Origin of the sequence: Methylobacterium sp. 17Sr1-1 (assembly GCF_003173775.1) — a bacterium.
Lineage (GTDB): Bacteria > Pseudomonadota > Alphaproteobacteria > Rhizobiales > Beijerinckiaceae > Methylobacterium.
Map to the genome: position 1 here is coordinate 5957570 of NZ_CP029552.1, position 20986 is coordinate 5978555.

18 protein-coding genes are annotated in these 20986 nt (G+C 70.3%); 11 read left to right on the forward strand and 7 right to left on the reverse strand.

All coding sequences use genetic code 11. The features are described from left to right. Positions 1–108: 108 nt before the first annotated feature. The 4 genes from DK412_RS27180 to DK412_RS27195 all read right to left on the reverse strand — a co-directional run bounded on the left by DK412_RS27180 (position 109) and on the right by DK412_RS27195 (position 5555). Positions 109–993 carry a transglutaminase family protein gene (locus tag DK412_RS27180; protein ID WP_109974520.1) on the reverse strand — a complete coding sequence of 295 codons (885 nt, stop codon included), beginning with the start codon at positions 991–993 and terminating at the stop codon, positions 109–111. A 93-nt stretch (positions 994–1086) separates the two neighbouring features. Further along, positions 1087–2031 carry an alpha-E domain-containing protein gene (locus DK412_RS27185; protein ID WP_109974521.1) on the reverse strand — a complete coding sequence of 315 codons (945 nt, stop codon included), beginning with the start codon at positions 2029–2031 and terminating at the stop codon, positions 1087–1089. A gap of 96 nt (positions 2032–2127) precedes the next feature. Then, a complete protein-coding gene (locus tag DK412_RS27190; RefSeq protein WP_093567909.1) occupies positions 2128–3567 on the reverse strand; it encodes a circularly permuted type 2 ATP-grasp protein in 1440 nt (479 codons plus the stop codon). Positions 3568–3749: 182 nt separating this feature from the next. After that, positions 3750–5555, reverse strand: a complete 1806-nt coding sequence (locus tag DK412_RS27195; RefSeq protein WP_109974522.1) for an ABC transporter transmembrane domain-containing protein — start codon at positions 5553–5555, stop codon at positions 3750–3752. A gap of 213 nt (positions 5556–5768) precedes the next feature. On the opposite strand from DK412_RS27195, the gene rpmE reads away from it, so the two are divergent. Then, positions 5769–6008: a 50S ribosomal protein L31 gene (rpmE, locus tag DK412_RS27200; protein WP_245571988.1), complete on the forward strand. Its 240-nt coding sequence runs from the start codon at positions 5769–5771 to the stop codon at positions 6006–6008. A gap of 108 nt (positions 6009–6116) precedes the next feature. On the opposite strand, the gene DK412_RS27205 is transcribed toward rpmE, so the two are convergent. Both DK412_RS27205 and DK412_RS27210 read right to left on the reverse strand, forming a co-directional pair. Further along, complete coding sequence (locus DK412_RS27205) at positions 6117–6641, reverse strand: DUF1465 family protein (protein WP_109974524.1); 525 nt, start codon at positions 6639–6641, stop codon at positions 6117–6119. Positions 6642–7492: 851 nt separating this feature from the next. Continuing rightward, positions 7493–7684 (reverse strand): DUF1192 domain-containing protein, encoded by a 192-nt coding sequence (locus DK412_RS27210; protein WP_109974525.1) that lies wholly within the window; start codon positions 7682–7684, stop codon positions 7493–7495. A 208-nt stretch (positions 7685–7892) separates the two neighbouring features. On the opposite strand from DK412_RS27210, the gene rpmH reads away from it, so the two are divergent. The 10 genes from rpmH (at position 7893) to DK412_RS27260 (ending at position 20275) form a co-directional block, all read left to right on the forward strand. After that, positions 7893–8027, forward strand: coding sequence for a 50S ribosomal protein L34 (gene rpmH, locus DK412_RS27215; RefSeq protein WP_010300405.1), 135 nt, complete (start codon positions 7893–7895; stop codon positions 8025–8027). Between the two features lie 29 nt (positions 8028–8056). Next, positions 8057–8548, forward strand: coding sequence for a ribonuclease P protein component (locus DK412_RS27220; protein WP_109974526.1), 492 nt, complete (start codon positions 8057–8059; stop codon positions 8546–8548). 111 nt (positions 8549–8659) lie between these two features. Next, positions 8660–10498 carry a membrane protein insertase YidC gene (gene yidC, locus DK412_RS27225; RefSeq protein ID WP_109974527.1) on the forward strand — a complete coding sequence of 613 codons (1839 nt, stop codon included), beginning with the start codon at positions 8660–8662 and terminating at the stop codon, positions 10496–10498. Further along, positions 10498–11166: a ribosome biogenesis GTP-binding protein YihA/YsxC gene (yihA, locus tag DK412_RS27230; protein WP_109974528.1), complete on the forward strand. Its 669-nt coding sequence runs from the start codon at positions 10498–10500 to the stop codon at positions 11164–11166. Before yidC ends, yihA begins: the two co-directional genes overlap by 1 nt. A 17-nt stretch (positions 11167–11183) precedes the next feature. After that, positions 11184–11555 (forward strand): DUF423 domain-containing protein, encoded by a 372-nt coding sequence (locus tag DK412_RS27235; protein WP_109975526.1) that lies wholly within the window; start codon positions 11184–11186, stop codon positions 11553–11555. 113 nt (positions 11556–11668) lie between these two features. Next, a complete protein-coding gene (locus tag DK412_RS27240) occupies positions 11669–14500 on the forward strand; it encodes a bifunctional transaldolase/phosoglucose isomerase (protein WP_109974529.1) in 2832 nt (943 codons plus the stop codon). Positions 14501–14749: 249 nt separating this feature from the next. Then, complete coding sequence (gene gnd, locus DK412_RS27245; protein ID WP_109974530.1) at positions 14750–15724, forward strand: phosphogluconate dehydrogenase (NAD(+)-dependent, decarboxylating); 975 nt, start codon at positions 14750–14752, stop codon at positions 15722–15724. Beyond that, on the forward strand, positions 15721–17253 hold the full coding sequence (gene zwf, locus DK412_RS27250; RefSeq protein ID WP_109974531.1) for a glucose-6-phosphate dehydrogenase: 1533 nt from the start codon (positions 15721–15723) through the stop codon (positions 17251–17253). Before gnd ends, zwf begins: the two co-directional genes overlap by 4 nt. Then, positions 17250–17969 carry a 6-phosphogluconolactonase gene (gene pgl, locus DK412_RS27255; protein WP_109974532.1) on the forward strand — a complete coding sequence of 240 codons (720 nt, stop codon included), beginning with the start codon at positions 17250–17252 and terminating at the stop codon, positions 17967–17969. Before zwf ends, pgl begins: the two co-directional genes overlap by 4 nt. A 620-nt stretch (positions 17970–18589) precedes the next feature. Then, entirely contained in the window at positions 18590–20275 is a 1686-nt protein-coding gene (locus DK412_RS27260; RefSeq protein WP_109974533.1) for a CHASE3 domain-containing protein, read from the forward strand. A 249-nt stretch (positions 20276–20524) separates the two neighbouring features. On the opposite strand, the gene DK412_RS27265 is transcribed toward DK412_RS27260, so the two are convergent. Further along, positions 20525–20938 (reverse strand): MarR family transcriptional regulator, encoded by a 414-nt coding sequence (locus tag DK412_RS27265; RefSeq protein ID WP_245447320.1) that lies wholly within the window; start codon positions 20936–20938, stop codon positions 20525–20527. Positions 20939–20986: the final 48 nt, after the last annotated feature.

The following is a 20986-nucleotide window of genomic DNA, read 5'->3' on the forward strand; positions in this document are numbered from 1 at the left end:
CCGCGCGCGGCGCCACCCTGGCGCAGCCCGTGGCCTTAATCCAGCCTATTCCGCTGCCCCGAGGTGAGGTGGCCCTCGCCTGGCGCGGCGGGGCCACAGGGGGCGTCGCTATCCTTGCGCCTGCACCTGGTCTTGGGCCTGATCCTTGGCCTTCTGCGGTGCCTGCGCCTGCTGGGCCTGCGCCTGCGCCCGGGCATCGTCGACCCTGACCCGCACCGTCATGGTCTCGGTGCCGCCGCCGGTGCGGCTGCCGCGGACCGGGGCGGCGTCGAGGTAGTCGAGGCCGATCGCCACCCGCAGATGCGCCTCGGTGACGGCGATGCCGTGGGCGGGATCGAACCCGACCCAGCCGAGATCCGGCACCCGCGCCTCGACCCAGGCGTGGCCGGCTTCTCGGTCCGCCATGTCGGGTTGCCAGCAATAGCCCGAGACGTAGCGCACCGGGATCTCGAGGTGGCGCGCCGCCGCGATGAAGACGTGGGCGAGGTCCTGCCCCACCCCCTTGCGTAGCGCGAAGGCCTCCGCCGCGGTGGTCGCGGCGCCGGTCGGGCCGGGGGCGTAATCGACCGCCTGATGGACGGCGGCGAGCAGGCGGTGCAGCTGGTCGAGCCGGTTGGTCGCAGAACCCACCGCCTCGTCGGCGAAGGTCCGGATCGCCTCGTCGGCGACGGCGAAGCGCGATTCGCGCAGGTAGAACGGGTCCGGCAGCCACTCGGAGATGCCGCGCATCACCCCGTGGGTCTCGCTGGTCTCGATCTCGCCGGTGGCCCGGATGGTCAGGGTCTCCTCCGGGCAGTCGGCGCTGAAGACGTGGACGACGTTGCCGAAACCGTCCTCGCGCCGGCTGAGCCGCCCGTCCACGGTCGGCTCGATGCGCCAGGCGCGCACGTGCTGGCCGTCATGGTCCCGCGGCGTCAGCCGCAGCATCTGGATCAGGCCCCGGGCCGGGCTGTCGTACTGGTAAACCGTCTCGTGGACGACGCGGATGCGCATGGTGTCGCGATGCTCGCTGTCATGCTGAAAGCGGGGCGGTCGTACACCGTCCCGCGGATGGGCGAAACCTTGGCCGGAATGCGGAGCCTGCCCTCAGCCGAGATACTGCTCGACCACCGCCGCTCCGAGGCGGTTGTTCTCGGCGATGAAGGCCTGGATGAACTCGTGCAGGCCGGAGGCGAAGATCTCCTCCACCGTGACGTCGTCGAGCTTGGCCAGCATGCCGCGGGCGAGGCGCTGGCTCGGACCCCGGCGGCCATAGGAATCGGCGATGCGGTCGAGGTTGTTGACCAGCATCTCGTAGCAATTGGCCAGCGAGCGTGGCATCTCGCGGTTGAGGATCAAGAGGTCGGCGACCAGCCAGGGCTTGATGCTCTCGCGGTAGACCCAGTGATAGGCGGTGAGCGCCGAGACCTCGCGCAGGATCGTGGTCCATTGGAAGTAGTCGAGGCTGCCGCCGACCCGTTCGGTCTCGGGCAGGAGCACGTGGTACTTCACGTCGAGGATGCGGGCGGTGTTGTCGGCGCGTTCGAGGGCGACGCCGAGCCGGGTGAACCAGTAGGCGTCGTTGCGCAGCATCGTGCGGTAGGCCGAGCCGTCGAAGGCCAGCGACACGCCCTTCACCCAGTCGAGGAAGCGGGCGAATTCCTCCCGGGTCATGTCCCGGCCCTCGAAGCTGCGCAGGTGCAGGAAGGCCTCGTTGATCGCCTCCCACATCTCGCTCGTCAGCGCCGTGCGCACGGACCGGGCGTTCTCCCGGGCGGTCTGCAGGCAGGAGCGGATCGAGGACGGGTTGTTGGGGCTGAAGGCCAGGAAGTCCCGGACGGTGTGCTCGTTGACGCTGTCGTAGAGCGGGCGAAAGAGCTCGATGTTGCCGGCCGAGGCCAGCGCCGATTCCCACTCGTTGGTGTCGCTGCCGCCGTAATTGGCCGGCAGGGCGGAGAGGCGCAGGGCCGCGTCGAGGATGCGGGCGACGAAGTCGGCGCGCTCGGCGTAGCGCGAGAGCCAGTACAGGTTGTCGGCGGTGCGGGAGAGCATGGCGGGCAGGAGGCTCACGCTGTGGGGCAGTGCGGGCGAAAACCGGGCCGGACGGCCCGGCTGACTCTCTCGGGGGCGCAGGGGCCGCGACGGGTCTCAGCCGTCGAGCACCCAGGTGTCCTTGGTGCCGCCGCCCTGGCTCGAATTGACCACGAGCGACCCCTCCTTCAGCGCCACGCGGGTCAGCCCGCCCGGCACGATCCGGATCTCGTCGGCGCCCGCGAGCACGAAGGGCCTGAGGTCGACGTGGCGCGGCGCGACGCCGGAGGCGACGAAGGTCGGGCAGGTCGAGAGGGCGAGCGTCGGCTGGGCGATGAAGCCGTCCGGCGCGTGGCGCAGCTTGCGCCCGAACTCCTCGATCTCGCGCTTGGTGGCGTGGGGGCCGACCAGCATGCCGTAGCCGCCCGAGCCGTTGACCTCCTTGACCACGAGGTCGCCGAGATTCGCGAGCACGTGGTTCAGCGCGTCCTTCTCGCGGCAGCGCCAGGTCGGCACGTTGTGCAGGATCGGCTCCTCGCCGGTGAAGAAGCGCACGATCTCCGGCATGTAGCTGTAGACCGCCTTGTCGTCGGCGATGCCGGTGCCGACGGCGTTGGCCAGCGTGACGCTGCCGCTCTGGTAGGCGCTCATCAGCCCCGGGACGCCGAGGACCGAATCGGGCCGGAACACCAGCGGATCGAGGAAGTCGTCGTCGATGCGCCGGTAGATCACGTCGACGCGCCGCGGCCCCTCGGTGGTCCGCATGTAGACCACGTCGTCCTTGGTGAAGAGGTCGGAGGCCTCGACGAGGTCGACGCCGAGCTTGTCGGCCAGGAAGGAGTGCTCGTAGAAGGCCGAGTTGAACCGGCCCGGCGTCAGCAGCACCACCGTGGGATCGCGCGCCGCGCTCATCGGCGCGAGGCTGCGCAGGGTCGCGAGCAAGGCGTCCGGATAGGCCTCGACCGGGGAGACCCGGTGCTTGGAAAACAGCTCGGGGAAGAGCCGCAGCATCACCTCCCGGTTCTCCAGCATGTAGGAGACCCCCGACGGCGTGCGGGCATTGTCCTCCAGCACGAAGAACTGGTCCTCGCCGGTGCGCACGATGTCGATGCCGGCGATATGGACGTACTTGCCGTGCGGGACCTTGAAGTCGCGCATCTCGAGCCGGTAATGCGGGTTCCGGTAGACGAGGTCGCCCGGGATGATCCCGGCCTTGATGCATTCCTGCGGGCCGTAGACGTCGGCCAGGAACATGTTGAGGGCGGTGACGCGCTGCTTGAGGCCGCGCTCCAGGAAGCCCCATTCGGGCTTGGTCAGCACCCGGGGGATGATGTCGAACGGGATCAGCCGCTCGGTCGATTCGTTGTCGCCGTAGACCGCGAAGGTGATCCCGATCCGGCGGAAGAACAATTCGGCCTGGCTGCGCCGCGTGTCGAAATGCTCGGGCGGGGTACTGTCGAGCCAGGTCTTGAGCGCCGCGTACGCCTCGCGCACCGCGGCCGGGCTCAGTCCGCTCTCCTGAGTACCCGTCATCTCGTCGAACGCGCTGAGCGGCATGGGCGTCCCTCTGTTTGCCCCGAAGCTAGACGCAAGACGGGGGCCAAGGCAAAGGAAATGCGTCCTGCGCGGGCGTCAAACCCATATTCCTTGCGCAAGGTCAGGTGTGATGGTGCAGGACGGGCAGGGATCGGCGTGACTCTGCTCAAATTTTCGGCAAAACCGTCGATGGACGGCGGGCGTCACGCCTCCGCCACCTGCCGCTCGCCCGCCGCCTCCATGCCGGCGCCGAACTGCAACGCCGCCAGCTGGGCGTAGAGTCCGCCGCGGGCGAGCAGCGCGTCGTGGCTGCCCTGCTCGGCGATGCGGCCGTCCTCCAGCACCAGGATGCGGTCGGCAGCCCGGATGGTGGCGAGCCGGTGGGCGATGACCAGGGTGGTGCGGCCCTTCATCAGCAGGTCGAGGGCCGCCTGCACCGCCCGCTCGCTCTCGGCGTCGAGGGCGGAGGTGGCTTCATCGAGGAGCAGGATCGGCGCGTCCTTGAGGATCGCGCGGGCGATGGCGATGCGCTGGCGCTGGCCGCCCGACAGGGTGACGCCGCGCTCGCCGACGAGGGTCGCGTAGCCCTGCGGCAGGGCGCGGATGAAGCCGTCGGCATGGGCCTGGGCGGCGGCGCGCTCCACCTCGGCCTGGGTCGCCTCCGGCCGGCCGTAGCGGATGTTGTCGAGGATGCTGCCGCTGAACACGGTCGGATCCTGCGGCACCAGGGCCATGCGGGCGCGTAGGGACTCGGGCTCGACCGCGTCGACCGGCACGCCGTCGATCCGGACCTCGCCGGATTCCGGATCGTAGAAGCGCAGCAGCAGTTGCAGCACCGTGCTCTTGCCGGCGCCCGAGGGCCCGACGAGGGCGACCCGCTCCCCCGGCGCCACCGTGAAGCTGAGGTCGTGGAGCGCCGCGTGCTCGGGCCGGGTGGGATAGTGGAAGCGCACCCGCTCGAAGGTGATCTCGCCGCGCGGCGGCACCGGCAGGGCACGCGGCCGGTCCGGCGCGGCGATGACCGGCACGGTGTCGAGGATTTCCCCCAGGCGCTCCGCGGCGCCGGCGGCCAGCGTCAGCTCGCCGTAGACCTCGGAGAGCTGGCCGAGCGCGCTCGCGCCGAACACCGCGTAGAGCACGAACTGCGACAATTGCCCGGCCGAGATCGTCCCGGCCGCGACCCCTTGCGCGCCGTACCACAGCACGCCGACGACGCTGGCCGAGATCAGGAAGATCGCCACGCCGGTGAGCAGCGCCCGCGCCCGGGCCGAGCCGCGGGAGGCCAGGAACGCCTCCTCGGAGGCGGCGGCGAAGCGGGCGGCGGTGGCCGCGGCCATGCCGAAGGCCTGCATGGTACGCACCGCCCCCACGGCCTCGGTCGCGAAGGCCGAGGCGTCGGCGAGCCGGTCCTGCGCCGCCCGCGAGCGGCGGCGCACGCCGCGGCCGGAGAGAATCAGCGGGAAGACGATGAGCGGGATCGCGGCGAGGACCAGCACCGAGAGCCGGGGGCTGGTCCAGACCATCATGCCGACCGCGCCGGCGAACAGGAACAGGTTGCGCAGGAGGATCGAGAGCGAGACGCCGAAGACCGACTTCACCTGCGCGGCGTCGGCGGTCAGGCGCGAGACCAGCTCGCCGCTGCGCGCCCGGTCGAAGAAGGCGGGATCGAGGGTCGTGAGGCGGGCGAACACCGCGGCGCGCAGGTCCGCCACCACCCGCTCGCCGAGCGTCACGACGCAGTAGTAGCGGGCGGCGCTGGCGAGCGCGAGCACCGCCACCACCCCGATCAGCGCGCCGAAATAGGCGTCGATCATCCCGACCTCGCCGTGCGAGAAGCCGAGATCGACCACCCGGCGCACCGCCACCGGCACCGTCAGGGTCGCGCCCGAGGCCGCGATCAGCGCCACGATCGCGGCGGCGATCCGGCCCTTGTAGCGCGCCGCGAAGGGAAAGAGGGGCTTCAGCGCCCCCAGGGACGCGCGGGGACGGGCGGTGTCGGAACGTGCCATCTGAACTGTCGTGCTGTCCGGGGTACGGCGCTTGTTTGGCGCACGGAGGTGAGGTATAGGCCGCCGCTCATCCGATTACGCGCGATCAATGGCCGCGGCCCGAGGCGGAGCGTTCGGCGCGGGTCGCACTCTTAGGAATTCGTCATGGCAAAGCAAGCAGCCCCCGCCGCCAAGCAGGCGGTCCCCGCCGGCAAGTCGGTCGCGACCCCGAAGGTGGCCCGCACCGCGACCGAGCACCCGGACTACCACTTCATCAAGGTGGTGCTGACCGACGGCAGCTCGTTCATGACCCGGTCGACCTACGGCAAGGAGGGCGACACCCTCAACCTCGACATCGACCCGAGCACGCACCCGGCCTGGACCGGCGGCGAGCAGAAGCTGATGGACCGCGGCGGCCGCCTGTCCCGCTTCAACTCGCGCTTCGCCGGCATCTCGTTCGGCGGCAAGAAGTAAGCCTCCCGATCTCGAAGCTTCGCGCGAAAAAAGCCCCGGCCTCGCGGCCGGGGCTTTTTTCGTGCCTGCAACGTCGAGGTGGGGAGGGCAAAAGCCCTCCCCCGTCCGTCAGCCGAAGGCCACGCGCAGCATGTCGTGCTGGGCGAAGACCGGGCTCACCCGCGGCTCGGGGGTCGGACGGTCGTCTGAGATCAGGCGGTCGAGGTGGATGATGCGGGCGTGCAGTCGCTTCGACTGGGCGATCAGCGCCTGAAGCGACAGCGGTAGCTCGGCGATCAGGACCGGCCCGCTCTCGTTCGGTTCGGCGGTCGAGAGGCGCACCCGGGTCTTCTCCTCGGCGGCCTCGCTCAGGCTGAGCTCGCCCTCGGACACGGCGCGCTGCACGAGGAGCCAGGAGGCGATCTGCATCAGCCGGGTGGTGAGCCGCATGCTCTCGCTGGCATAGGTCAGGGCGGCGTGGCGGGCGAGCAGGCGCGATTCGTCGCGGCCGGGACCGTCGAGATAGGCCGCGGTCTCCTCCACGAGGGTCATGCCCTCGCGAAACAGCATCTTGAAGCTGTCCGAAGCCACGAAGGTCTCGCCGAACCGCACGGTGGGCTGCTCGTCCCGAAACATCACGTCCATCACGCCCATGATCCCTCCTGTGCCACCGCGACGCCGGTCCCGCCTCGATACGGGACATTCACGGTGCGCTCGGGCTGTCTGGCGCAACGATAGCGCCACTCGGCGGGCCGCGCGCCGTCAACGATTGGTTAACCTTAACGTCAACGCCGGCAGGGGACGGACGATCCCGGGGACAACGGGAATTTCTGCGGAACCGCGGCCGAAAGGGCCAAAAAAGAAAGCCGCCCCGAGGGGGCGGCTGAAAGAGTCGTACAGGGAGGCATCAAACAGAGTGGACAGAGACCACTCGACATCCAGAAAGCTGGACTGCGTTGGTTATCACCCGGAAGGCTTAAAAAATGGTTAACGCGAAGGGAGGGGGGTGGTGAAAGCGGTGGGGGTGCAGGGGGGTGCGGGTGTGTGAGGACCGGCGGGCGAAGCCGCGCGGCTCCCATCGTCCTTTCGATGTGAACTCGCCCGGGTCATTCAGAATGGCGCGGGATCCCCTCTCCAGGCGATACCGGGCTTGCCCGGTATCGCTGCAAGGTGTGGGAGAGGGGTAGGGGCGATCGGAGATCGCGCGAGGGTGGTTCGGTTTGAGAATAAAGCTCGGACCGTAGAGCTGCGCAGCTCAACACCCGGCGTCATGTCCTGAACCCGAGCCACCCTCACGCGGGATCTTCGATCCCCACGGCCCCTCTCCCACTCGGGAGAGGGGAGCCGCGCCTGGCCCTTCACCGGGTATAGCTCACCCATGGGGCGAGAGAGGCGCTCGGTATGCTTCAGAACCAAGCCCAGCCTGTACCCGGCCAGACCTGCCCCAGCGCCCCGAATCGGGACGCCCTCCCCCACCCGCGTCCCGTTCCGGAACTCGCCCGGCGTCAGAACTTGAACGCTGCCCGGGCCGCCTCCTGCGAGGCCTGCTTGCGCCGCTTGTCCTCCTCCAGCCGGGCGATCTCGCGGCGCAGGACCTCGATCCGCTCGTCGAGGTCGGAGACGGACAGGGCGGCGAGGTCCTGCCCGATCTGGTGCGCGGTCTGCGGCGGCTTGCGGGTCTCGGCGTCGTCGAACATCGGCGTCTCCCTCGCGCGCGGGCGCCCTCACGGCGCCCGCGGCGCGATCCTTAACGCGATTGACTCGCCCGGACCATTCCGCCATACACCGGCGCGACGTGACCGCGCCCCATTCGGGCGCGGTTCGCTTTCGCCAAGACATTCTGGACCACGAGGGCCTCGGCAGCGCGTCGCGCGTCAGCCGGCCCCGGCCTTCGGAGAACGAGCCGTGAAGAGAACCTATCAACCGTCGAAGCTCGTGCGCAAGCGCCGCCACGGCTTCCGTGCCCGCATGGCCACCGTCGGCGGCCGCAAGGTCATCGCCGCCCGCCGCGCCCGCGGCCGCAAGCGCCTGTCGGCGTAAGGTCCCTCGCGGTGCCGACAAGCGCCGCGATGACCGGTGGTTCGCCGCCGATCGGCTGGATCACCCGGCGCCCGGATTATCTGGCGGCGGCCAAGGGCCGCCGTTTTCATACCGAGCGCCTGACGGCACAGGGCCGCCTGCGGGACGATGGACCGCCGGGCGGCCTGCGCGTGGGCTTCACCGTGACGAAGCGCGAGGGCCACGCCACCGAGCGCAACCGCATCCGCCGCCGCCTCAAGGTCGCGGCGCAGATCGCGGCGGCGCAGGCCGGTCCGGCGCAGCGGGACAAGGCGGCCGACGTGGTGCTGATCGGCCGGCGCGATGCCCTGGCGGCGCCCTTCGCGCAACTGGTCGAGGACGTCCGCCAGGCCCTCGGCGCGGTCACGAAGCCGCGTGCGCCGAAACCGCCCTCCCCCGACGGTGGGCAGCCCGCCCGCAAGGCGGGGCGCGGCAAGCGGGGCTCGGGCGGAGCGGGGAAGCCCCCGCGACCGGAGCCGAGGCCCCCGGAACGGAATTCGTGAGGCGATCCCGGGCAGCCGGAATCGCCTCGTCGTGTTGGTCGTGAGGGCCGGGACGCGGGCCGCCAGGCCCGCCCTCGGTCCCGCTCTTTAGGCGGCAGGCGTCGCGGGTCCATGGGTAACGACAAGACGAACATGATCATCGCCGTGGTGCTGTCCTTGGCAGTGCTGCTCGGCTGGAACTACTTCGTCAGCGCGCCGCAGGTGGAGCGCCAGCGCCAGGAACAGGCCGCCAAGCAGGCGCAAGCCGCGAAGGACGGCCCGGCGGCGAGCCCCCGCGAGGGTGGCCCCGCGGCGCCGTTGCCCGGCACCCTGCCGGGAGCCCCGGCCGGCAGCCCGGTCCTCGCCGCGAGCCGCGCCGAGGCCCTCGCCCGCTCGCCGCGGGTGAAGATCGACACCCCGGCGCTGGCCGGCTCGGTGGCGCTCAAGGGCGGCCGCATCGACGACGTCCTCCTGAAGAACTACCACGAGACCGTCGACAACAGCTCGCCGCGCATCGAGCTGCTCTCGCCCACCGGCTCGGCCAACCCGTACTACGCCGAGTTCGGCTGGGTCGGGCAGAATGCCGGCCCGCTGCCGGGCGGCGACACGCTCTGGACGGCCGAGGGCGACGTGCTGACGCCGCAGAAGCCCCTGGTGCTGACCTGGGACAACGGCGCCGGCCTCACCTTCCGCCGCACCATCTCGGTCGACGACAAGTTCATGTTCACGGTCGCCGACGCGGTCGAGAACAAGGGCGGCAACGCCGTCACCCTCTACCCGTACGGCCTCGTCTCGCGCTGGGGCAAGCCGCACACCCAAGGCTACTACGTCCTGCACGAGGGCCTGATCGGCGTGCTCGGCGACCAGGGCCTGCAGGAATACACCTACGACAAGCTCGCCAAGGAGAACCCGCTCGGCGCCCCCGGCACCCGCGGCCATTCCTGGACCGGCGTGACCGGCGGCTTCCTCGGCATCACCGACAAGTACTGGGCCGCGGCCGCGATCCCCGATCAGGCCGCGCCCTATACCGGCTCGTTCACCGAGCGCGACGAGGGCGCCACCAAGGTCTACCAGGCCAGCAGCCTCGGCGAGGCCAAGCAGCTCGCGCCCGGCGCCACCGTCCAGGCCAGCCAGCGCCTGTTCGCCGGTGCCAAGGAGGTCGGCACCATCGACGGCTACGAGAAGTCGGCCGGCATCAAGCGCTTCGACCTGCTGATCGACTGGGGCTGGTTCTACTTCATCACCAAGCCGATGTTCAAGGCGCTGGACTTCTTCTACCGGCTGTTCGGCAACTTCGGCGTCTCGATCCTGGTCGTCACCTTCATCCTGAAGCTGTTCTTCCTGCCGATCGCCAACCGCTCCTACGTCTCGATGGCCAAGATGAAGGCCGTCCAGCCGGAGATGACCGCCATCCGCGAGCGCTACGGTGACGACAAGGTCAAGCAGCAGCAGGCGATGATGGAGCTGTACAAGAAGGAGAAGATCAACCCGGTTGCCGGCTGCTGGCCGGTGCTGGTGCAGATCCCGGTCTTCTTCGCGCTCTACAAGGTGCTGTTCGTCACCATCGAGATGCGGCACGCGCCGTTCTTCGGCTGGATCCGCGACCTCGCGGCGCCGGACCCGACCTCGCTGTTCAACCTGTTCGGCCTCCTGCCCTTCACCCCGCCCGACATCCTCCACCTCGGCATCTGGCCGCTCATCATGGGCGTGACGATGTTCGTGCAGATGAAGATGAACCCCGCGCCGCCGGACCCGGTCCAGGCCCAGGTCTTCACCTTCATGCCGATCATCTTCACCTTCATGCTCGGCTCGTTCCCGGCCGGCCTGGTGATCTACTGGGCCTGGAACAACACCCTGTCGGTGATCCAGCAATACGTGATCATGCGGCGCAACGGGGTGAAGGTGGAGCTGTGGGACAACCTGCGCTCGACGTTCTCGCGCACGCCGAAGGCCGCGAAGGCCAAGAGCTGATGCAGGACGATCCTCGTTCTGAGGAAGAGAAGGTTGCCGCCCTGCGCGAAGCGGGGCGGCTGCTCTTCGCCGGCTCGGCCGACTTCTTCTACGCCGCCGACAAGCTCGCGATCCTGCCGCCGATGCGGGGCCACGAGATCGCCTTCGCGGGCCGCTCCAACGTCGGCAAGTCGAGCCTGATCAACGCGCTCACCGGGCGCAACGCGCTGGCGCGCACCTCGCACACGCCCGGGCGTACCCAGCAGCTCAACTTCTTCGACATCGGCGGCGGCAAGCTCGTCCTCGTCGACATGCCGGGCTACGGCTACGCCGCGGTCGAGAAGGCGAAGGTCGCGGCCTGGACCGAGCTGATTCACGACTACCTGCGCGGGCGGGCCAACCTCGCCCGGGTCTACGTGCTGATCGACTCGCGCCACGGCATCAAGCCGATCGACGCCGAGGTGCTGGACGGCCTCGACAAGGCGGCGGTCTCCTACCAGATCGTGCTGACCAAGGCCGACGCGCTCAAGAAGGGCGAGATCGATGCGCGGCTCAGCTCCACCGCGACGGCGATCTCGCGGCGCCCGGCGGCCTACCCCGAGATCATCCTGACCTCGAGCCGCACCGACGACGGCGTCGCGGATCTGCGCGCCAGCATCGCCCGCCTGCTCTCCGAGCGCGGCGAGTGATGCAGACGTCCAACGGGATTTCTGCCGCCGACCGAGCCCTGATCGCGCTCGCCGGGCTCGCCGGCGCGCTCGGCGTCGGGCTGTCGGCGGCGGCCGCCCACATCGCAGGCGCCACGAGCCTCGCCACGGCCGCGCAGTTCCTCCTCTTCCACGCCCCTGCCCTGCTCGGCCTCGCGCTGCTGGCCGGCAGCGGTCGCGTGCATCCGGTCCCGGCGCGGATCGCCGGGTTCGCCCTCGCCCTCGGCCTCGCGCTGTTCTCCGGCGACCTCTCGGTCCGCGCGCTCCTGCAGGTGCCACTCTTCCCGATGGCGGCGCCGAGCGGCGGCATGATCCTGATTCTCGGCTGGGTGCTGGTGGCGGTCGCGGGATTCTGGCCGGCCAGGCGCTGACGGGCCGTCCCGGGCGTCGTTTTCGGCCTCAAGGCCAAGCTTCCCTCGGCCCTCCCCCTGGACATCACCCGCCTGCGGGCCACATCTGCGGCAAACACGCGGAGACTGCAGGCATGAACCCGCTCAAGAAGCTGCACGCCGAACAGGACCAAGCCGTCTGGCTCGATTTCGTGGCCCGGGGCTTCGTTCAGGAGGGTGGGCTCAAGCGCCTGGTCGACGAGGACGGCCTGCGCGGCGTGACCTCGAACCCGGCGATCTTCGAGAAGGCGATCGGCCATTCCGACGAGTACGACGACGCTCTGAAGGCCGCGGGCGACGAGCGGGTGATCGACCTCTACGAGGGGCTGGCCATCGCCGACATTCAGGCCGCGGCGGACGTGCTGCGCCCGGTCTACGAGGCCAGCGGCGGGCAGGACGGCTTCGTCAGCCTGGAAGTGTCGCCCTATCTCGCCCTCGACACCGCCGAGACCCTCGCCGAGGCCCGCCGCCTGCACAAGGCGGTGGCCCGCGACAACCTGATGGTGAAGGTACCGGCCACGCCCGAGGGCATCCCGGCGATCCGCGACCTCACCGCCGACGGCATCAACATCAACGTCACGCTGCTCTTCGCGCAGGACGCCTACGAGCAGGTGGCGAACGCCTATATCGAGGGTCTGGAACACTTCGCGGCGAGCGGCGGCGACATCGGTCGGGTCGCGAGCGTCGCGAGCTTCTTCATCAGCCGCATCGACGCGGCGGTGGACAAGCTGCTGGACGAAAAAATCGCCGCGGCCAACGATCCGGACGAGAAGGCGGCTTTGGAGGGCCTGAAGGGCAAGGTCGCGATCGCCAACGCCAAGCTCGCCTATCGGCGCTACAAGCGCCTGTTCGCCGGCGAGCGCTGGCAGAAGCTCGCCGCCAAGGGCGCCCATCCGCAGCGCCTGCTCTGGGCCTCCACCGGCGTCAAGAACAAGGCCTATTCCGACGTGCTCTACGTCGAGGAGCTGATCGGTCCCAACACGGTCAACACCATCCCGCCGGCGACGATGGACGCCTTCCGCGATCACGGAAAGGTGCGGGCGAGCCTGGAAGAGGGCGTCGACGAGGCCGAGCGGGTGCTCGCCCACCTCGCCAAGACCGGGATCGACCTCGACGCCGTGGCGCGCCAGCTCGTCGAGGAGGGCGTGCAGCTCTTCGTCGACGCCGCCGACAAGGTGCTGGGCGCCGTCGCCGGCAAGCGCGAGAAGTTCCTCGATCACGGCCTCGACCGGCAGGCGCTCGCGCTCGGCAGCCTCGACGCGCCGCTGAAGACGGCGATCGAGACCTGGCGCAAGGACGGGCTGGTGCGCCGCCTGTGGCAGCGCGACGCCAAGGTGTGGAGCGGCGCCGACGAGGCGAAGTGGCTCGGCTGGCTCACCATCGTCGAGGACGAAGCGAAGAAGACCGCCGAGTACGCCGCCTTCGCTACGGAAGTGAAGCGGGAGGGCTTCACCGACGTGGTGGTGCTCGGCATGGGCGGCTCCAGCCTCGGGCCGGAGGTGCTCGCCGAGACCTACGGGCCGCAAGCCGGCTTCCCGCGCCTGCGCATCCTCGATTCGACCGATCCGGACGAGGTCCGGGCGGTCGAGGCGGCGGTGACCCTCGAGCGCACCCTGTTCATCGTCGCCTCGAAGTCGGGCTCCACCCTCGAGCCCAACGTCTTCCGCGATTACTTCCTCGGCCGGATGCGCGACGTGGTCGGGGATGAGAAGGCCGGCCGGCACTTCGTCGCCGTGACCGATCCGGGCTCGGCGATGGAGAAGGCGGCCAAGGACGACGGCTTCCGGCGCATCTTCTACGGCGTGCCGCAGATCGGCGGGCGCTACTCGGTGCTCTCGGCCTTCGGGCTGGTGCCGGCCGCCGCCATGGGCCTCGACGTCGCGGGCTTCCTGGCGAGCGCCCGCACCATGGTGCGCTCCTGCGGCTCCGACGTGCCGCCGGACCTGAATCCCGGCGTGCAGCTCGGCCTCGCGATGGGCATCGCGGCGACGGCCGAGGGCCGCGACAAGGTCACGCTGATCGCCTCGCCGGGCATCGACACCTTCGGCGCCTGGGCCGAGCAGCTGATCGCCGAGTCGACCGGGAAGGAGGGCAAGGGCCTCATCCCGATCGACAACGAGCCGCTCGCGGCGCCGGCCGCCTACGGCAAGGACCGGTTCTTCGTCTATCTCCGCCTCGACGAGGGCGCCGATCCCGCGCAGGATTCCGCCGTCAAGGCGCTGGAGGCGGCCGGCCACCCGGTCGTGCGGATCGCGCTCGCCTCGAAGGCGAGCCTGCCGCAGGAATTCTTCCGCTTCGAGATCGCCACGGCGGTGGCGGGCGCGGTGCTCGGCATCAACCCGTTCGACCAGCCCGACGTCGAGGCGAGCAAGGTCAAGACCCGCGAGCTCTTCTCCGCCGCCGAGACGAACGGCGCCCTGCCGGCCGAGACGCCGGTGGCGGAGGACGAGACCTTCGCCCTCTACACCGACCCGACGAATGCCGACGCCCTGCGCAAGGCCGGCGCCGGCGCGGACCCGGAGAGCTGGATCAAGGCGCAGATCGGCCGGGTCTCGGCCGGCGACTACGTCGCGCTGCTCGCCTACGTCACCCGCAACCCGGAGCACCTGAAACCGCTCCAGGAGGCCCGCGTGGCCCTGCGCGAGGCCAGGCACGTCGCGACCTGCGCCGAGTTCGGGCCGCGCTTCCTGCACTCGACCGGCCAGGCCTACAAGGGCGGGCCCGACAGCGGCGTCTTCCTCCAGATCACCTCGGAGGCCCCCGACCTCGCCATCCCCGGCCGCAGCCTCGGCTTCGCGACCGTGATCGCCGCGCAGGCCCGGGGCGATTTCGGCGTGCTCTCCGAGCGTGGCCGCCGGGCCCTGCGGGTCCACATCAAGGGCGATGTGGGCAAGGGGCTCGACCGGCTGAAGGCGGCCCTTAGTTAGAGGTTGGATCGCGATCTCTCCCCTCTCCCGTTTGGGAGAGGGGTCGGGGGTGAGGGTGGCGCGCATCCGTGTGAAGCGCCGAGCGTGGAACTGCGCAGCTCGACGGTTCAGGATCATTGCGGAACCCGAGCCACCCTCACCCCTAACCCCTCTCCCACACGGGAGAGGGGGACCGCGTAAGAGACACAAGACAACGGGCCCCACGCCCACGGGCCGCCGGCCCCGGCCTCGCCGGCGAGGAGTGACGCGATGCAACTCGGCATGGTCGGTCTCGGTCGGATGGGCGGCAACATCGTCCGGCGGCTCCTGCGCAACGGACACACCGCCGTGGTGTTCGACCAGGATCCCAAGGCCGTGGCGGCCCTGGTGCAGGAGGGCGCGGTCGGCGCCGACAGCCTCGAGGACTTCGTCGCGAAGCTCGAGGTGCCGCGCACCGCCTGGGTGATGCTGCCGGCGGGCGACCCGACCGAGGTGACGGTGATGAAGATCGCCGGGCTGATGCAGCCCGACGACGTCATCATCGACGGCGGCAACTCGTTCTACAAGGACGACATCCGCCGCGCGGCCGTGCTCGACGAGAAGGGCCTGCACTACGTCGATGTCGGCACCTCCGGCGGCGTCTGGGGGCTGGAGCGCGGCTACTGCATGATGATCGGCGGCCACAAGGCGGCGGTCGACCGGCTCGACCCGATCTTCTCGACCCTCGCCCCCGGCCTCGGCGATGTGCCGCGCACCCCGGGCCGCGCCGGCCGGGACGCCCGCGCCGAGCACGGCTACATCCATGCCGGCCCGAGCGGCGCCGGCCACTTCGTCAAGATGATCCATAACGGCATCGAGTACGGCCTGATGCAGGCCTATGCCGAGGGCTTCGACATCCTCAAGCACGCCAACTCGACCGAACTGCCGGAGGCGCAGCGCTTCGACCTCAACATCGGCGACATCGCGGAAGTGTGGCGCCGGGGCAGCGTGGTCTCGTCCTGGCTCCTCGACCTCACCGCGACCGCGCTCGCCGGCGACGAGAACCTCGACGCCTTCTCGGGCCACGTCGCCGATTCGGGCGAGGGCCGCTGGACGCTGAACGCCGCGATCGAGGAGGCCGTGCCGGCCCACGTGCTGTCGGCCGCGCTCTACGCCCGCTTCCGCTCGCGCCAGAGCGCGACCTACGCCGACAAGCTGCTCTCGGCGATGCGCAAGGGCTTCGGCGGCCACCAGGAGCCGAAATGACGAGCGCCATGGCCGAGGGGGCCGCGCCCCCGCCCGCCTGCACCCTGGTGATCTTCGGGGCGACCGGCGACCTCACCCACCGGCTCCTGATGCCGGCGCTCTACAATCTCGGTCGCTGGGGCCTGCTGCCGAAGGATTTTTCCGTCATCGGCGTCAGCCGCACGGAGATGTCGTCGGAGGAGTTTCGCGCCGAGCTGAGCGAGACCGTGCGCGGCTTCATCACCGCCAAGGGCGGCGAGGCCGGCGGCGGCTCCTTCGACGAGGGCGTGTGGAACGACCTCGTCGGGCGCGTCCATTACCGCTCGGGCGACCTCTCGGATTCAGGCTTCTTCGCCGAGCTGAAGGGCGCCATCGCCGAGGTGTCGGGCCAGGAGAGCGGCGGCAACGTCCTGTTCTACCTCGCGGTCGCCGCCAGCCTGTTCGGGCCGACGATCGCCAAGCTCGGCGAGGCGGGCCTGACCGAGGAGGGTGAGGATAGCTGGCGCCGGGTCATCATCGAGAAGCCGTTCGGCCACGACCTGCCCTCGGCGGAAAAGCTCGACGCCGACATCCTGAAGGTCCTGTCCGAGGACCAGATCTTCCGCATCGACCACTTCCTCGGCAAGGAGACGGTGCAGAACATCATGGCGTTCCGGTTCGGCAACGGCCTGTTCGAGCCCTTGTGGAACCGGGACCACATCGACCACGTCCAGATCACCGTCGCCGAGACCGTCGGCGTCGAGGGGCGGGGGAAGTTCTACGAGGCCACCGGCGCGCTCCGCGACATGGTGCCGAACCACCTGTTCCAGCTCTACACGCTCGTCGCGATGGAGCCGCCGATCTCGTTCGAGGCCGAGGCCGTGCGCGACAAGAAGGAGGAGGTGCTGCTCGCCACCCCCTCGGCCAGAGTCGAGGACGTGGTGCGGGGCCGCTACACCGCCGGCACCGTCAACGGCAAGGCCGTGAAGGACTACCGCGAGGAGCCCGACGTCGCGCCGGACAGCGGCACCGAGACCTTCGTGGCCCTGAAGCTCGGCATCGACAACTGGCGCTGGGCCGGGGTGCCGTTCTATCTGCGCACCGGCAAGGCGATGACCCGGCGCGACACCGAGATCGCGATCCGGTTCAAGCAGGCGCCGCTGTCGCTGTTCAAGGGCACCAACGTGCGCGAGGACGTGCCGAACTGGCTGGTGCTGCAGTTGCAGCCCGACGAGGGCATCTCGCTGCAATTCGGCGCCAAGGTGCCGGGCCCGGCGGTGCGGCTGGGCAGCGTCGACATGCGGTTCTGCTACAAGGACTACTTCAAGACCGAGCCCAGCACCGGCTACGAGACGCTGATCTACGACGCGATGATCGGCGATCCGACTTTGTTCCAGCGCGCCGACATGATCGAGGCCGGCTGGCGCATCGTCCAGCCGATCCTCGACGCGGCGGAAAAGGGCGAACTCGCCGCCCTCCCCTACGAGGCGGGCAGCGCCGGGCCGAGGCAAGCCCGCGACCTCCTGACCCGCGACGGACGGGACTGGCGCTCGCTGGAGCACGGGTCGTGAGCGCCCTCCCCCCCGGATCCCGCATCCTGCCCGATGCCGACGCGGTCGCCCGGGCGGCGGCCGAGCGGCTGGTCGCCGTGGCCTCCGCCAAGCAGGGGCGGATCGGACTCTGCCTGGCGGGCGGCTCGACCCCGAAGCTGCTCTACCGGCTGCTCGCCGGGCCGGACTTCCGCGACCGCCTCCCCTGGGAGCGCCTGCACTGGTTCTTCGGCGACGAGCGCGTCGGCGACGGGCCCGAGGCCGGCAGCAACCGGCGCCTGGCCGAGGAAGCGTTCGGTGACCTCGTGCCCGACGGCCACCTGCACCCGATCCCGACCGACCGCGACGTGCCGGCCTGCGCGGAGGCCTATGCGGCGGAGCTGAGGGCCTGGTACGGCGCAGACCGGCTCGATCCGGACCGGCCGCTCTTCGACCTCGTGCTCCTCGGCCTCGGCGAGGACGGCCACACCGCCTCGCTGTTCCCGGGCAAGCCCGAGGCGCGGGAGGGCGAGGCCTGGGTCGTGGCGGTGCCGGAGGCCGGCCTCGCCCCCTTCGTCCCGCGGGTGAGCCTGACCCTGCCGGCGCTCGGAGCGACGCCGCTGATCCTGTTCCTGGTCACCGGCGCGGGCAAGCGGGCGCCGCTCGTGCGTCTCGCCGCCGGCGAGGATCTGCCCTCCGGCCGGGCCCGGGCCCGCGGGGAGACGGTGTGGCTGCTCGACCAGGCTGCCGCGGGCTGACGGAGGGCAGGTTTGGGCCGTGCAAGGCTTGCGTGTAAGCGGGGCCGTCGCGTCTTGGCGGCCCGGCGCCCGTCCCATCGTGTCGTGGAATGCACCGGACACGCGGCGGCCGATTCTCACCCCAGCTTCCGCTTGGTTCGTCCAAGTCAACATGAAGCTTATCTCCCCTCTCCCGTGGGGAAGCGTGGCCGAAGGTGAGTGTACCGCGCTTCCGTGTAAAGTTGTGTCCGCGGTGCCGGCAGCGGAACAGTCCGAGTTCGACTCAGAACCGTAGCACCCTCACCCCTACCCCTCTCCCACACGGGAGGGGGGATCCCGCGCCTTATCGATGTCGGAACGAGCCGGGCGGGGAGCGGATCATGAGCCGAGCCAGAGGCTCCGTTGAGGAGGCTGCAGTCCGTCGACAGGGTGCCGAGGTATTCGCGCGGCCTGACGCAGCGATGACGCAGCATCATCGTCACAATCTGTAATTGACGAAACGTGCTCCTTAACGGTTAGCCGGGTAAAAAATTGTCAACAGTGATTGGGTATTAACGCCTGACTGTAAGGTTCAGTGAACGCAGATCTGCGTCACCGATTCACCGCCAGCTCTCCCGGGGGCTGTCTTGCCGAGCAGGCCGATGCGCGCGCTCAACAATCTCAAGATCGTTCCCAAGCTGGCCATCGCGTTCGGCAGCCTGGTGGCCGTCACCCTGACGGTCAACGCCCTGAACTATTGGAGCTTCCAGTCGATCGAGGAGCGGAACTACTGGACCGAGCACACGCAGGCGGTACTTCACGCCGTCGACGACGCCCTGGCCGGGATGCTCAACCAGGAAACGGGCGTGCGCGGCTATCTGCTGGCGGCCGATCCGTCGTTCCTCGCCCCCTACCGTCAGGGGCAGCAGACCTATCGGGCCGCCATCACCGAGGCCAAGCGCCTGACAGCCGACAACCCGGCGCAGCAGGCCCGCCTCGACACGCTCGACCGGCATGCGAAGCATTGGATGCAGGATGTTGCCGAGAAGGAGGTCGCCCTGATGGGCGATGCGGCGACCCGCGACCAGGCCCGCACCATTGCCGTCAAGGGAGTCGGCAAGGCGGCGATGGACGCCCTGCGCGAGACGGCGTCCGAGTTCCGGGCCGTCGAGCGCGCGCTGATGGACGAGCGCGGCCGCGCGCAGGCGCGCACCTTCCAGCTCGCCGACCTGCTGAACCTGGCCGGGGTCGCCGCGAGCCTGCTGATCGCCGCCGTGATGGCCCTCATGGTCTCGCGCACCCTCGCCTTGCCGCTGCGGGCGATGGCGGCGCTGATGCAGCGGCTGGCGCAGGGCGACAAGACGATCGTGGTCGCCGGCCTCGAGCGCGGCGACGAGGTCGGCGCCATGGCGCAGGCCGTCGAGGTGTTTCGCCGGAACGCCATCGAGGCGGAGCGGCTCGCCGCCGCCCAGGCTGCCGAGGACGAGGCCCGGATGCGCCGCGCCCGCCTCGTCGACGACCTGGCGCGGGACTTCGAGCGGACCGTGTCGGGCCTCACCGCCGGCCTCGCCGGTGCCGCCACCGAGATGGAGGCGACCGCGCGCGCCATGACGGGCGTGGCCGAGGAGACGACCCGCCAGACCGTCACGGTGGCGGGCGCCGCCTCGCAGACCTCCTCCAACGTCCAGACGGTCGCGGCGGCGAGCGAGGAGATGACCGCCTCGATCCAGGAGATCGCCCAGCAGGTCGCCCAGTCGTCCCGTATCGCCGCCCGCGCCGTGGAGGACGCGGCGCGCACCAACGCGACGGTGCAGCGCCTCGCCGGGACGGCGGAGCGGATCGGCGACTTCGTCGCCACCGTGTCGAGCATCGCCAGCCAGACCAACCTGCTCGCGCTCAACGCCACGATCGAGGCGGCGCGCGCGGGCGCGGCGGGCCGCGGCTTCGCGGTGGTGGCGGCGGAGGTCAAGGAGCTCGCCGGCCAGACCGGCAAGGCCACCGACGAGATCGGCGCCCGGATCGGCGAGATCCAGGACGCGACCCGCGAGACCGTGACCGACATCCGCCAGATCGCCAAGGTGATCGAGGACCTGTCGACCTACGCCGCCACCATCGCGGCGGCGATGGAGGAGCAGGGCAGCGCGGTGCAGGAGATCACCCGCAACGTGCAGCAGGCGGCCCGCGGCACCGAGCAGGTCACCGGCAACATCGCCGGAGTCCGCGACGGCGCCGGCCAGACCAGCGCCGCCGCGTCCCAGGTCCTGGATGCCGCGCAGGAGCTGTCGCGGCAGTCGGAGATGCTGCGGCACGAGGTGACGCGCTTCCTCGGGCAGGTGAAGGCGGCGTGAGGAACGGCGCGGGTCCGCCGGTTCGTACCCCGAGGGACGATAGAGGCCCAGGTTTCTCCTCTATCCGTGGGTTAGAGCGGCCCTGTCCGGACACAATGATATGGCGCGTCTCCCCCTCCCGCGTGGGAGAGGGGAGACGCGCCTAATTCTAAAAGGGGTTTTCCCCGGACAGTCCTGCGGGGCGAGGAGAAGCTCGCGGTTCGCCTGTCGTCGAGTTGCCGACAGCCCGCGGAATTCCGTTCCGCGCCGTCACCCCCGACATGCCGACGAAGGCCGACGAGCTGCGCCAGCAGCCGGACCATCCCGGCCCGCGCCCCGGGATCGAGGGGCGCCAGGAGCCGCTGCGGGACGCGGGCCACCGCCGGCTCCACGTCGCGCAGCGCCTGGGCACCGGACGGCGACCTTGTCTCGCGGGCTCGGGCTGCGCAGGACCCAGCCCTTCGCCGCCAGCCGCTCCAGCACGCTGCCGAGGGTCGAGCGGTCGAAGGCGATGAGGGAGGCCGGCCGGGTCGCGTCGACCCCGGGATTCTCGCGGATCGCCGTCAGCGCGGCGTACTGGACCGAGGTCAGCCCGAAGGTGGCACATTCCTCGGCGAACCAAGCCGTCGCGATCCGGCGCAGGCGGCGGAGCAGGTGGCCCGGCGTCGCGTCGATGTCGCTCATCGGGGGGTGATCGTGCTCTCGGCTCTGGCGTTCCTCGCCGGAGGCTTG